Annotated in this window: 11 protein-coding genes; 9 read left to right on the top strand and 2 right to left on the bottom strand. The window is 44.8% G+C overall.

Going from position 1 to position 14451, the window contains the following annotated elements; translation table 11 throughout:
* Positions 1-12: 12 nt before the first annotated feature.
* Positions 13-996: a sulfite exporter TauE/SafE family protein gene (locus tag P5V12_RS07330; RefSeq protein WP_316956699.1), complete on the bottom strand. Its 984-nt coding sequence runs from the start codon at positions 994-996 to the stop codon at positions 13-15.
* A gap of 151 nt (positions 997-1147) precedes the next feature.
* Positions 1148-2794: a response regulator gene (locus tag P5V12_RS07335; protein WP_316956700.1), complete on the bottom strand. Its 1647-nt coding sequence runs from the start codon at positions 2792-2794 to the stop codon at positions 1148-1150.
* Between the two features lie 238 nt (positions 2795-3032).
* Between P5V12_RS07335 and P5V12_RS07340 the strand changes: the two genes are divergently transcribed.
* The 9 genes from P5V12_RS07340 to P5V12_RS07380 all read left to right on the top strand — a co-directional run bounded on the left by P5V12_RS07340 (position 3033) and on the right by P5V12_RS07380 (position 14244).
* Positions 3033-3527: a CvpA family protein gene (locus tag P5V12_RS07340; protein ID WP_316956701.1), complete on the top strand. Its 495-nt coding sequence runs from the start codon at positions 3033-3035 to the stop codon at positions 3525-3527.
* A gap of 27 nt (positions 3528-3554) precedes the next feature.
* Complete coding sequence (gene purF, locus P5V12_RS07345; RefSeq protein ID WP_316956702.1) at positions 3555-5078, top strand: amidophosphoribosyltransferase; 1524 nt, start codon at positions 3555-3557, stop codon at positions 5076-5078.
* Positions 5079-5081: 3 nt separating this feature from the next.
* Entirely contained in the window at positions 5082-6284 is a 1203-nt protein-coding gene (locus P5V12_RS07350) for an O-succinylhomoserine sulfhydrylase (protein WP_316956703.1), read from the top strand.
* A 90-nt stretch (positions 6285-6374) separates the two neighbouring features.
* Positions 6375-7280: a VanZ family protein gene (locus tag P5V12_RS07355; RefSeq protein ID WP_316956704.1), complete on the top strand. Its 906-nt coding sequence runs from the start codon at positions 6375-6377 to the stop codon at positions 7278-7280.
* A gap of 23 nt (positions 7281-7303) precedes the next feature.
* Complete coding sequence (locus P5V12_RS07360; protein WP_316956705.1) at positions 7304-8251, top strand: MoxR family ATPase; 948 nt, start codon at positions 7304-7306, stop codon at positions 8249-8251.
* Positions 8252-8255: 4 nt separating this feature from the next.
* The gene (locus P5V12_RS07365; protein WP_316956706.1) at positions 8256-9227 is read left to right on the top strand and encodes a DUF58 domain-containing protein; all 972 of its coding nucleotides are present in this window, start codon (positions 8256-8258) and stop codon (positions 9225-9227) included.
* Positions 9228-9238: 11 nt separating this feature from the next.
* Positions 9239-11269, top strand: coding sequence for a DUF3488 and transglutaminase-like domain-containing protein (locus P5V12_RS07370; RefSeq protein WP_316956707.1), 2031 nt, complete (start codon positions 9239-9241; stop codon positions 11267-11269).
* A gap of 172 nt (positions 11270-11441) precedes the next feature.
* Positions 11442-12740 (top strand): ammonium transporter, encoded by a 1299-nt coding sequence (locus P5V12_RS07375; protein WP_316956708.1) that lies wholly within the window; start codon positions 11442-11444, stop codon positions 12738-12740.
* Between the two features lie 319 nt (positions 12741-13059).
* Complete coding sequence (locus tag P5V12_RS07380; RefSeq protein ID WP_316956709.1) at positions 13060-14244, top strand: MFS transporter; 1185 nt, start codon at positions 13060-13062, stop codon at positions 14242-14244.
* Positions 14245-14451: the final 207 nt, after the last annotated feature.

Below are 14451 nucleotides of genomic sequence, written 5' to 3' on the forward strand. Positions count from 1 at the left end.
GGCCGATTTCTCTTAGCTGTGTTTCCTATGCGAACTGTATTTAAGATACAGAAGATAGGAAAGTGACACCACAAAGATACAAATATAATAAGGTATTCTGTAGGTCTCGATCGGGATCAGTGCAAATGTCGTGGTAATTTCTACGAAAATAATTGCAAGAATAAAAATACGTAAGCGCTCTGGTGCGACACGTCGACAGAACATCGCCCCAAGGGGCGCACCAATCATTACAACCGGAGCTGCAATTAACCATAGCGGTGTGACATAATCCGGGATCTTATTCAGTATCGGGCCCTGAATAAATATGCCAATAATAGACATGGCAGCCATGATGATAACGGAAGTTTGTGTCGCCAGTTTAATATTGGTTCGGAAGTAGAGCGCCAGTACAGAAAACGCAACCAGATCGGCTCCAGAGCCGAGTAAACCAGAAATAAGTCCACCAATAAAACCAGATATCACCACAAGAAAAATTTCTGGTGCATGTTTGAGTTTAGGCTTGGATTTCCCTTTTAATTTCATCTTGAGTGTCCAAAGGTATACACATAAAAAACAAAAGATGAAAAGAGTGAAGCCTATGCGCAAGTCCGTTGGGTAGATCGCTTGTTCCAATACGGTAAGCGAAAATAAAATTCCCGGTGTTGCAGCACCAATGTAAACCACAATAAATTTGGTTGATACATACTTAACCCTCGCCAGAATATACAACGAAGCGGAAGTCATACCAACGCTCTGGATTGCGAGAGAAAAAGTTTTAGCTGTAACTGGGTCCGTATGTAACAGTTTTGTTAACGCTGGAAATGCAACGGCACCACCGCCTAGAAATGTCGAACCGGCAACAAAGGATCCCAAAGCCATGATCGGAGCAATAAATGATTCGGGATAGGCAAAAAAATGAACAACGCTTTCGCCGAAGAGAACGAAATACAATGTTAGTGCCAGTGCATAAAATACAGTAATTCTGTATTTCTTTTTAATTGGAAGATGATGTAACAAGAGAATTCCAGCGACTCGATTAGTAGATTAAAAGAAATCTTTATTATTTTGTGGCGTAAAAAAGACCCTTTTGATAGAGCCAGGGGTCAGTGGGGCTCATTTAAAACTAAAACCCGTTGCAAAGTAAACCCCTTAAATGATGACAGAATAACTATTCTTTCACTATTTTTTGGTATTTTTTTTGGAGGTATAGGTATCTTTTGGTGTAGTCTGAGTTGGTTTTCAACTCTCCCATACGCTGAAATCCGCTTTCGATTATGGCGATTTCTTTTTCTGACAGCGAGTGTTCTTTGTTTTTACTTATCAGTGCTTGAATTAAGTTAAGGTTCAACCCCACGTGGTTGGGTAACTCCAGTAGTACAGCCTGAAATGCGCGAATAGCCTCTTCAAGATTACCGTTCTGGTACTGTTCTATTCCTTGTTTGTTTAATTTTGCCGCGAATTGTATTCCTTCTTTTGTAACGGGCTCTCTTAACAGTTTGTCGATCTCTATGGCGAGTTGTGGGTCTTCATTTACTTCGGCAATTTTTTGCAGTAGGGCTTCACCCTCGTCATATTTACCGTGAGCCATAAAGGCCTTTGCGCAGTTGATACACAGGCTGACGGGGGAGTCCTCAATGGTTGATATTTTAAACGTTTCGGAAATATTACGTGCTTGTTCCACCGCCTGTTCTGCTTTTTCCGGTTCCTCTCGCAGTTGGTATATATCGGCGCTGACCAGTTTACTGTGGGCGTGAACCACCGGGTGTTTGGTATATTTTTTTTCCAGGTATTTCACTTGCTCCATGGCTTCTTCTGCCAGCTTGGCAGCTTCGCTGGGTTTGGTGGTCGCAAGGCGGGTCAGGCCATTTGCCAGGTTAATATAATCCTCGGGATCTTCCAGGCTGGAGTTTTTACTGTGTTTTACTGCCGCTCGATAGGCGTGGATTGAGGCATTGAGATCGCCGGCTGACTCAGCAACACGGCCAAGTTCCCTTTGTCTCACCGTGGAAATGGGAGACATATGAATGGCTTTTTCCAGATTGTGTTGTGCGAGGCTGAGTTTGTGTTGCGACTCATAGATTTTGGCCAGTAAATCATAGGCTTCAATACAGAGGTTATTTCCTTGAATGATTTTTTTCAAAATGGTTTCGGCTTGGGTGAATTCTTTTATCCCAGCCATAGCCTTGGCAATGCCCAGTTTGGCCCATAGTGGTTGCTTGTTGAGCGGTAGTTGATCGTAAACGCCTAAGGCTTCACTGTATTTTTGTTCGCTACAAAGTAGTTCGCCCAGCATTTTTCGCGCGTCATTCTGAAATTTGCCGCCTTCTTCAATCACGTTTTGGCAAGCGGCAATTGCCTTATTGATGCGCTTTTCATCCAGTGCTTCTTTGACTTTGATCAGTGCTTCGTTTCGCAGCAGGGCCAGGTCGAGGCGGGGGCGCAGAGACTCCCGGCTGATTGGCTTATTCAGGTAGTCATCCGGTTGGTATTCCAGAGCATGTAAGACACGATAGCCCGCGGTTTCTGCGGTGATCATGACGAACAGGGCGGTATTTTTTAGTAACTGGTTGTAACGCAGCTCTTCCAGTAGTTGCTGTCCGTTACGGGCTGAGCCGAGATTGTAATCGGCAAGCACAATGTCGTACTGATATTTGCGGCAAAGATCTATGGCTTCTTCAGCATTGCCGGCGGTGTCCACATCCGTGCTGCCGAAATCGATCAGAGTGCGTTTCAAAGAAGCGCGAATATCAGGCACATCGTCTACAACAAGGCAACGTTTTTGGCTATACGTTTTTATTATTTCAATTTGCTTCATTGATTGAATTGTGACCAGGTTTTTAGAAACGTGTATTGCTGCACATTCTCTGTAACGAAAAAGTCCGGCTTTTATTACACTAAGTGTAGATCAAATGGGCTTTTATACGCTGATTATCCGTGAGGATTGTTTAGCTGACCGAAAGAATTCCAATAGAGGGGAACAGAGTGTTTCGATTTGGTGACATGCTCTGGTAGAATTGCCGCTCTTATTTCAGCGACAGAGAAACTATTCACGCATGAACTGGGCGGATTGGGTCATATTGGGCATTCTGGGTGTTTCAAGCCTGATCAGTCTCAAGCGGGGTTTTGTCAAAGAAGCGCTCTCAATGGCCAATTGGGTGTTCGCTTTTATTATTGCCATGACCTTTCGCGACCAGCTTTCTGCACTGCTCCAATCGCAAATTGATGTCCCCTCCCTGAGAGATATGGTGGCATTTGCCGTCCTGTTTGCGGTCACGTTAATCGTTGGTGCTATGGTTAACCACCTTATTGGTGAGGTTGTTCGTCTTACCGGATTATCCGGAACCGATCGAACTTTTGGAGTTATCTTCGGTTTTGTGCGTGGTTTTATTATCGTTATGGCGGTACTGTTGCTTGTACCTGGAATCATTTCAATCGACCAAGACCCCTGGTGGAAAGAATCGGCGTTAATTCCTCATTTACTCCAGTTTGAGGATTTTTGTCGTTCTTTAGTGAGTGAGATTCTGTCTTTTATTCGTGGCTGGTTGTAAGCCGGTATTATCTGAGGTAATGACTCTATGTGCGGTATTGTTGGCATTGTTGGGCGACAAGATGTAAACCTGGCGTTATACGATGCGCTAACTATTTTGCAGCATCGCGGCCAGGATGCGGCCGGAATTATGACTTGCCACAATGGAAAGCTGGCACAGCAAAAAGCGGTGGGTTTGGTGAAAGATGTTTTCCGTACCCGCCACATGCAAAGGCTGGTCGGCAACATGGGCATAGGCCATGTACGGTACCCAACTGCGGGTAGCTCCGGCCCGGCTTTGGCGCAGCCTTTCTACGTAAACTCACCCTATGGTATTGCTTTAGCGCATAACGGTAACTTAACCAATACCAAAGAGTTGAGTGAAGACCTTTTTAAAACAGACCTTCGACACGTAAACACCGATTCGGATTCTGAAGTGTTGTTGAATGTGTTTGCCCATGAGTTACAAGAGCAGGGCAAATTGGTGCCATGTGCCGACGATATATTTGAAGCGGTGAAGGGGGTATATGGCCGTGTGCGAGGTGGGTACGCTGTGGTGGCAATGATTGCCAATTACGGTGTGGTGGCCTTTCGCGATCCCAATGGCATTCGTCCATTAATATTCGGTAGTCGTCAGACGGATAAGGGCGTGGAGTACATGGTGGCGTCAGAGAGTGTCGCGTTGGATGTACTTGGTTTTAAAGTCATTCGCGATGTCGCCCCAGGCGAAGCTATTTTCATCTCCGACTCGGGAGAGTTTTCCGCAAAACAATGCAGCCAGAAATCACTATTAAGCCCCTGCATTTTCGAGCATGTGTATTTTGCTCGTCCCGATTCGATTATTGATGGCGTTTCTGTGTATAAGGCGAGATTACGTCAAGGGGAAAAACTGGCACAAAAAATCATGCGTGAGAAACCTGATCACGATATCGAAGTGGTTGTGCCTATTCCCGATAGTAGTCGTGTTGCAGGCCAGGCTCTGGCGCAAACTCTGGGCGTAAAATTCCGTGAAGGCCTGGTTAAGAACCGCTATATCGGTCGCACATTCATCATGCCGGGTCAACAGCAACGAAAAAAATCGGTAAGACAAAAGTTGAATGTTATCGATTTGGAATTCCGTGGCAAAAACGTACTGCTCGTGGATGACTCCATTGTTCGTGGTACAACCTGCGAACAAATTATCCAGTTGGCTCGTGAAGCGGGCGCGGCAAAAGTATATTTTGCTTCGGCGGCACCTGCAGTTGTGTTCCCGAACGTATATGGCATTGATATGCCGTCTGCCAACGAACTCATTGCCCATGGTCGAACCGAACAAGAAGTGTGTGAAGCCATTGGTGCTGATTGGTTGATCTACCAGGATCTTGACGATCTGATTGCCGCCTCAAGCGAAGGTAGTCCGGGTATTTCCCGCTTTGACTGTGCGGTCTTTGATGGTGACTATATCACCGGTGATGTTGATGACGCCTATTTGGCGAGAATTGAAGCCGAGCGTAACGATCTATCCAAGAGCAAGCGTGAAAAGCTGATCGGGGAAAGTGATAACGCCATTATTGGCATTCAAAATGGTGATTAATCAATGACGGATTTTTTCGACGAGAACCACCCATTATTTGGTGCTGAGCTGGATACGCTGGCAATCAGGGCGGGTCAAACACGGACGCAGGAAGGTGAGCACGGCGAACCTATTTTTACCACGTCCAGTTATGTTTTTGAGTCAGCCCAACAAGCTGCAAACCGTTTTTCCGGTGAAGAGCCGGGAAATGTGTATTCCCGTTATACCAACCCTACGGTTAGAACCTTTGAGCAGCGCATTGCAGCACTTGAAGGGGCGGAAGAAGGAGTGGCGACCGCATCAGGTATGGCGGCGATTTTGAGTACCTGCATGGCTTTACTCAAATCTGGCGATCATGTGATCTGTTCAAGAAGTGTATTTGGTACCACCACTATGCTGTTTACCAAATACATGGAACGGTTCGGTGTGCAGGTTGACCTGGTGAACCTGACTGACTTGTCTCAGTGGACTGCTGCTGTTAAGCCGAATACCAAACTCTTCTTTTTGGAGACGCCATCCAACCCTTTATGTGATGTCGCTGATCTTGAAAAAATGTCACAACTGGCGAAAGAAAGCGGTAGTTTATTGGTAGTGGATAACTGCTTTTGTACTCCGGCTTTACAGCAACCGCTGGCGTTGGGCGCGGACATTGTTGTGCATTCTGCAACCAAGTATCTTGATGGCCAGGGTCGGTGTTTAGGCGGTGCTGTCGTTGGGCGTAGTGAACATATTCAGGAAGTTTTGGCCTTTATCCGAACTTGTGGGCCGACAATGAGTCCATTTAATGCCTGGGTATTTTTGAAAGGCCTGGAAACCCTGCGTATTCGTATGCAGGCTCATTCTCAAAATGCGTTGGCGTTGGCTAATTGGTTAAATCAGCACAAGAATGTCGAACGGGTCTATTATTCCGGTTTGGAAAGCCACCCTGGGCACGAATTGGCGTTGAAGCAACAACGGGCTTTTGGTGGAGTGCTATCTTTTAAAGTAAATGGTGGACGAAAAGAAGCATGGCAGGTTATTGATTCAACCCGAATCATGTCCCTGACAGCGAATTTGGGGGATGTAAAAACCACCATTGTGCATCCTGCAACCACTACGCATGGCCGTTTGGATGAAGACTCCAAGCGCGAAGCGGGGATTAGCGAGAACCTGATTCGGGTGGCAGTAGGTTTAGAAGCGATAGAGGATTTGCAAAAAGATTTAAGCCGAGGTTTGGATCTGATTTAACCCATATTATTTTACGGATATGCGGATAAAATAATGGATACGTATCAATCACAACACCGCATAGAAACTGTTATAGGAATAGTGGCTGTCATGTCACTGTTCCTTTTTAGCTTTTGGGTTTTATTCTTTTACCGCTTACCGGGAAATAACGCCTATTGGGGAGCTCTACAGGACTCCGGCCACTCCCTGCTTTTTACCTTATTTTCATTTCTGTTTTCTCATTGTTTGCGGCGCATAAAACGCACATTGAGTTTGCGCAACACGTTTATTATTTCTTTCGTTGTCTGTTTGCTTTTTGGTGCTCTGGTTGAACTAATTCAATCTCGTATCGGTCGTCAGGCAAGTTGGTCTGACTTTTGGTTAGACACGGCTGGCACGCTTTCTGGTTTGTTGTTATTTTCCGCCGTCAGTATTCGAGGTCGAATAAGATACGCATTATTACTGTTAGCTGCGATACCATTGTTTATCAGTCTCTTTGAACCGCTGACGTGGAAACATGCAGAAATTCAAAGAAAAAAACTTTTTCCTTCTATCGCCAATTTCGATAATTTTTGGTTGAACAAATATGTTCATTCCCGTTATTCAGGACGCTTGTCTTTTATAAAAGCGCCAGAAGAGTGGGAAGGTAATCATAGCTCCGTTGCCAAACTGGATTTTCGTCCTGGTTCCTGGCCGGGACTTTACCTTGTTGAAGTAGAAAAAAACTGGCGGGGATACCAGAACTTTAATTTTGAGGTGTATAACCCCTCTGACCAGACGCTGGTATTGGTTCTGCGTATACATGACCGTTTGCATAATCACAAACACAGTGACCGATTCAATCGAACATTCCATATTGCACCTGGTGTTCACTCCTATTCTGTTAGTTTGGACGACGTTGAACATGCTCCAAAAAAGCGAGACATGAATATGGGGATGATCCATCAGGTTTTTTTCTACATGAGCAGGCCAAAAGAAAGCCACACTCTATACTTTGATAATATCGCTCTGAATTAAGTGCGGCAGAAAACAAGGCTTCTATGAATAAAATTGCGCAAGATATCATTCAGCAGGTGGGAACTATTCTGCTTGGCAAGGAGCAACAGGTGAAGCTGTCTCTGGCGTGTTTGTTAGCCCGGGGACATTTACTGATTGAAGATTTACCCGGAATGGGTAAAACAACCCTGGCCCAGTGTTTGGCAAAAACGTTGGGGTTGAGTTACGAGCGTGTGCAATTTACCAGTGACTTGCTGCCGGCAGATATTTTGGGCGCGTCTATCTTTGATGCGAATACCAATAGCTTTACTTTTCATTCCGGTCCTATTTTTTGTCAGGTACTGTTGGCGGATGAAATAAACAGAACCACCCCAAAAACGCAAAGTGCCTTACTTGAGGCAATGGAAGAACGACAAGTGTCGATTGATGGCAAAACGAGAGAGTTGCCGAATCCTTTTTTTGTGATTGCCACACAAAACCCTTTTTCTCAGGCGGGTACATACCCTTTACCTGAGTCTCAATTGGATCGGTTTTTAATGCGCATTTCTCTTGGTTATCCCTCTAATGCTTCGGAACGAATGCTCTATCAAGGGTTGGATCCGCGAGAGAAACTTAGCTCTGTACAGCCGGTTACCGATTTGCAAACTCTTGAAGCAATGCAAAAAGAAGTAAAAGACATACAAGCAACTTCCCAGTTATTAGATTATTTGCAGCGTCTGGTTGATACCACGCGATTTGATGAAAACTTTACTTATGGTTTATCTCCCCGCGGTGCAATGGGGTTATTGAATGCAGCAAAAGCCTGGGCGTTTATCGAAGGTCGATCTCATCTTGTGCCAGATGATATTCAGGTTGTTTTACCCGCTGTTGTTGGGCATCGAGTACATGGCCTTAATTCGGGGGTCGAAGCTTCTGCAGCACTCAAATCAGATAACGAACACAGCTACTTAGTAAAATATCTACTACAACAAGTGGACGTATTGGACAGGTGATTCCATGTCTATCCAGACCGCTATGCAAGCGCGCTTCTTTCGTTGGATAGACAAGCATGTCCCCAAGGTTACGCAGCACACGCTTACTTTACACAATGTTTATGTATTTCCTTCCAGGCTCGGCTTAGCCTATTTACTGGTTGCATGTTTAGTCTGGGTTCTGGGAACCAACTATCAAAATAATTTGATTCTAGCATTTGTCTTTTTAATGATAAGTGTATTTATTGTTTCCATTCTTCATACCTTTCTTAATTTAAACCGGATATCAGTACGGTACACCGGGGCCAGCCCTGTTTTTGTTGGTGATACGGTTGAAATAAATTTCGAATTGGCTGCAGATAAAAATCACTATGGTATTAAAGCTCGTTGGCAAGATGAGTCTCGCTGGTCTTCAGTTGATGTTGTTGCAGAAGAATCATCTGTTTATGTTCGTAAAGCGGCGATCTCTGTACCTATGCAGGCTAAAAAAAGAGGGTGGGTAAAACCGAAGAGACTATTATTAGAGAGTTATTTCCCCCATGGATTGATTCGTTGTTGGACATGGTTAAATTGGGATGTGCATATATTGGTTTACCCCAAGCCTGTTGAAGTACCGGAGCCCGAATCCATTGTTATTGCGCAGGCGGGAACTGATAATCACCCTGTATCCGGCGGTGAAGATTTTAGTGGCTTAAGAAATTATCAATCTGGTGATTCGTTAAAAAAAGTGGCCTGGAAAATATACGCAAAAGGTAAAGGGCTCTACACCAAGGAATTCGATCAGCAGGTATCAAAAGAGCTTTGGATTGATTTTGACAGTATTGTGGCACCGAACCTTGAGTTAAAACTCAGCGGTGTCGCGTATTGGATAATGCGATATCACCAACAAGGCGTTGATTACGGATTGAAATTGGCCAATCAGGCATTTCAACCTGACTCGGGTGATGAACATATGCATCGTCTGCTAACTGCCATTGCAACATTTGACTATTCGTGAGAAAAGGAAGCATGAAGTCAGAAGCCGATTTAACTCGATTTCAATTAATCTGGCTGTTGATTGCTCAGGCGTTGGCAATCTTTCCGTTGTTTTTCTATCTGCCAAAATGGTTGCCTGTCATTTGGTTTACAACCTTGGCCTGGCGGGTTCAGGTGTATCGGGGTGTATGGCCGTATCCGGCGAGCATCATTAAAACGGGTGTGGCTTTTGGTTGTCTTGGTTTACTGTTATTGTCCTATGGATTTCGGGTTAATGTCGGTTCGATGTCCACATTGCTGTGTTTTGCTTTTGTTTTGAAATTAATGGAAGTGCGAAAGCAAAATGATTTATATCTTGTTATTTTTGTTGCTTTTATTACCTTACCACTACTGTTTTTGTTTTCTACAAATGTTCTTGCCGGGGCTTATGTTGCCTTCTGTTTTGTCTTTATCATGGCATGCTTGACGGCAGTCCAGCATAACCGTCATAAACGTTTTATGTTTCCGGCCTGGGTAAATATCAAGGTGATTTTTCAGGCGTTACCGATAATGGTTTTGCTGTTTGTGATTATGCCGCGGCTAAATCCATTGTGGAATATGCCGAGTTTACAAAAGAATGCGTCCACTGGATTTAGTGATTCAATGTCACCAGGCAGTTTTAGTGAATTGATAAAATCCAGCGATATTGCATTTCGGGTTACTTTCGATACCAATCGACACGGTGATATTGCTGTTCCTCCGAAATCTGAATGGTATTGGCGGGGGTTGGTTTTGGATCATTACGAAGCCAATCAGTGGACACCTTTTCATCGAGGGTGGATGAATAGGGAAAAAGTATTTGGTGCTGATCGCCCACCGGATGAATGGGAGTTGGAAGCGTTAAATCAGCTAAGAGAATACCGCTATTCTATTTTATTGGAGCCTCATAATTACCGTTGGCTTTTTTCCATGAGAGTCCCGTTTTCAGCCGATACTGGAATTGGTGAGGTTACCTTTACGGAAAACTATTTAGTTAAGTCACCCGTTCGGGTAAATCGCCGAATTGAGTATAGTGTGACGTCTTCTCCTGATTATTCTCTAGCAAAATACACTCTTTCGAACCGTGACGTGGGAATTAATACCCAGCTGCCGGACGATGGAAACCCAAAAGCACGAGAACTTGCTGCATCCTGGCGCAGGCAGAATCTATCGTCTTTCGATGCGGTACAAGCTGCGCTCAGTTTTTTCCAGTCCAGTTTTACTTACACAATCAATCCTCCTCCCTTGGGTATGGATTCTGTGGATGAGTTTTTATTTGATACCCAGAAAGGATTTTGTGAGCATTTTGCCGGCAGTTTTGTTTTTTTAATGCGTGCATATGGTATTCCTGCGCGCGTGGTTGTCGGTTATCAAGGGGGAGAGCTTACGCAATCGGGTTATTTGATTGTTCGTCAATCTGATGCGCATGCTTGGGCGGAAGTTTGGTTGGCTGGCGAGGGCTGGGTGAGAGTCGACCCGACAGCGAGTGTCTCTCCATTGAGAATAGATCAGGGTTTTACCGAAACCTTAAGCGGAGCTGATGCTTCGATGTACTGGGGGGGCGGGTTCAGTCGGCTTTATTATTCTTTGCAGAAGAATCTGGATCTTTTCAACTACCATTGGCACCGCTGGGTAATTGAATACGAAGATAAAGAACAGCAGAAGTTCCTTTCCCGATTGCTCGGTGGTGTAGATGCGTGGCGCATTGCTGTGTTCCTGTTAGGAGTGTCCGGTTGTCTGAGTGTTATTTATTTGTGGTGGGGTGGTGTCCGTGCCAAAAAAAAATATGCCTATCCTGTCGACAAACATTATCAAGTCTTTTTAGCGAAATTATCTTCTGTTGCAAACGGTAGTTTAAAAATTGAAAAAGGCGATACGCCTACTGTGATTGCAGACAAGGCCGTGCAGGTGTTTCCCTATCATCAACGCTTAATTCGGGATATTACACACTTGTATACTGAAATTTGTTATGCCGGGAAAGCAGAGCTTTTACCCAAGCTACATGAGTCCGTACGTCAATTTAAAGTTCTGCACCTAAAGTTGTAAAAAAACGATGGGACGGCCTTGTCAATTCATACCGCTTTGCTTGTTGCTGTAATACTGGTATCTTTTCAATCCGTAATCAGGGGCGACAATTCATCGGATTTGTCGTATACATCGAATAATAAAAACTTCGGTTTACATAAGAAAAACCATACTAAATGGTTCAGGGGCTTCTATGAATAGAGTTGTGTTCAAAGCATTCTTCGCTTTTCTTTTATTGAGTGTGCCTGCATTGTCTCAAGCAGAAGGCATTGATAGTGGAAATACCGCCTGGATATTAACCGCAACGGCTTTAGTCTTATTTATGACTCTGCCGGGTCTTTCCTTATTTTATGGTGGCTTGGTTCGATCAAAAAACGTGCTTTCAGTACTTATGCAATGCTTTGCCATTGCCTGTGTCGCTTCAATATCCTGGTTTGCGTTTGCCTACAGCTTAAGTTTTGCTGAGGGGAATGCGTTTGTTGGTGATTTAGGCAAAGTCTTTTTTGCCTCCATGCCCAAAGATGCAATGAGCGGAGATATTCCAGAAACTCTCTTTGCGATGTTTCAAATGACGTTCGTAATTATTACCCCGGCGTTGATCGTCGGTGCTTTTGCCGAGCGGATGAAATTTTCTTCGGTGTTGGTTTTCACCGTATTGTGGATCCCCTTGGTGTATGCGCCCATTTGCCACATGGTTTGGGGTGGCGGTTGGCTCGCGGAAATGGGAACGCTGGATTTTGCTGGCGGCATTGTTGTGCATGTCACTGCGGGTGTAGCTGCGTTGGTTGCAGCTGTCATGATTGGTAATCGAGAGGGGTTTCCGACAACGGCCATGCCACCGCACAATATGACCATGACCGTAACAGGTGCGGGCATGCTATGGGTCGGCTGGTTTGGTTTTAATGCTGGCAGTGCTCTGGCTGCAAACGGCGACGCCGCCATGGCCATGTTAGTAACGCATATTTCGGCTGCTGCTGGTTCACTGGCCTGGATGACAATGGAGTGGGTGAAATTTAGTAAACCTTCGGTTTTGGGTATCGTAACGGGAATGGTGGCTGGTTTGGGCACTATTACTCCTGCATCTGGTTTTGTTGGCCCCGCTGGAGCTCTGGTGATTGGTTTGACTGCAGGTGTGGTCTGTTTCTATGCCACTCAGTTTATTAAGCGTAAAGTTAAAATTGATGATTCACTGGATGTTTTTCCTGTTCACGGTGTTGGCGGAATTATCGGCACGTTGTTTGTTGGGGTTTTTGCTTCCAAAGAATTGGGTGTTTTTTCCGGTCACGGGTTTGCGGAGGGCATTCAGTCTATTGGTGGACAGCTTTGGGCGCAATTCGTCGGCGTGGCTTTTGGTATAGTTTACACTGCTGTTTTAACCTTCCTTATTATCAAGTTAACAGGCTTGGTTACCAAGGGTATCCGTGTTGAACGAGAGGAAGAAATTCAGGGGTTGGATGTTGTTCTTCATGAAGAGTCCGGCTACACCCTGTAACCTTCTTTGCCTTATACGGTTTTATAAAGAAAGCACCTCAGTTTACTGAGGTGCTTTTTATTGCCAGGCACTGCGTTAACTGTTGTTATTGAGCTGTATAACTCTAGAGGGATAAGTTGGAACGCGGTGTCATAAAACGACAGGGAACGCATTTTTGTTGCCCAGTTTTTAAAGGTCGTGTATTGGATTGCTAACATTAAGCTGGTTCTCGGCTAAATTATATTGTGTACACGCATCCAATATATGACGAGTGCAAATGGCAAGCGTTTTAGCTAGTATCCTTCCATTCAGAAGTGGTTTTTTTAGCCTAGAGATTTAGATGCGACAACTCAGTTTATTTTTGTCTGCTCATGGCGGCGCGTCATTTGCACTTGGAATACATACGGTTCTTATCGCTTGGATATCTGTCGCATATTTGCACCTTTCTCCTTCCGCTCTCGCCTGGGTTCAGGCTGCGGCTTTAATCCCCAGTGTCTTTGCCATATTAGTTGCCGGCGTTTTCGCTGATCGTTATTCACCCAAAAAAATATTAATGACCGCATACTCGATACTGGCCATTGCTTATTTGGGGCTGGGGCTTGTTGTGTATTTCAATAAACTGCACTTTTGGGGATTACTGTGCTACGCCGTGGTTGCCGGTATCGGCAATGCCTTTGTTCAACCGGTAAGAGAAAAGCTTATTGCTCTGTTTCCCAAAGGAGAGCTGCAACGGCGCATTTCGGGCGCCAGTATCATTCAGTTCTCGTCGCAAAGTGCCGGCATTGTTCTTGCGTCTTTTTCTGATCATTTTGGTTTGTATTACATTGTCGCTGCTCAGGTATTTGCTGCGTTGGCTGCGGTATTTATGGTGCTGTCTATGCGTTTTGAGATGGATTTCCATAGAGATAAGGCGCGCGGAATTATTCCGGATATTCGCATTGCGATAAAAGCATACAGGGCGGACAAAGCGTTAACCCAATTGTTGGTGTTGATTGCTTTCAACGGCTACATGCACATGGGTGTGTTTCTTGTTGTTCTACCTATTATCGCCAGGGATGTGTATGGCTTTACGTCCGTTCAGTACGGGTTATTACAACTTTCTTTTGTGATAGGAATGGTGGCAGCTCAATGGGGCTTTGTGCTGCGCTCCAAGATACAATTTCCGGGGCAGGGGGCGTTGTTTTGTTTACTTTATTCCGCTGTGGTGGGTTTTGCTTTGGCCCAAGAGCCAACACTCATTGGCTTGTATACATTAATTCTTTTCTGGGGATGGGTCGCCGGATCCTCTGCTACCCACTGTCGTCTGGTTCTGCAGGTTAAAGTCAGCCACAAATTGAGGGGAAAGATGATGTCGATCTATCAATTTGTGTTGTTTGGTCTGGCTCCATTGGGGGCGCTAGCTACAGGCCATATCCTTAACTTTTATTCCTTGCAGCAAATACTCAAGGGCATGGCCCTATCGAGTGGTATTCTGTTTGTCATTTTTATGTTTAGCCGCAGTTTATGGGCTGTTGAACAGAAATAAGCGTAAATCGGATAAAATCTGTACCAATCTACGGCCTATTGAGTCAATAATAAGTGTGTTAACCATAGATTCATTGCTGCTTTGTTGTGCGCTTTATGCCATATCGAGCTAAAATGCTGATACGTCCTACTTAATAGTTTATTAAGTATCTCTCCATGACATAGCTAAAATGGTCGTTTCTAAATATGCGAATAGGTTAGGAATCAA

The organism is Teredinibacter sp. KSP-S5-2, from assembly GCF_032773895.1.
Taxonomy (GTDB): domain Bacteria; phylum Pseudomonadota; class Gammaproteobacteria; order Pseudomonadales; family Cellvibrionaceae.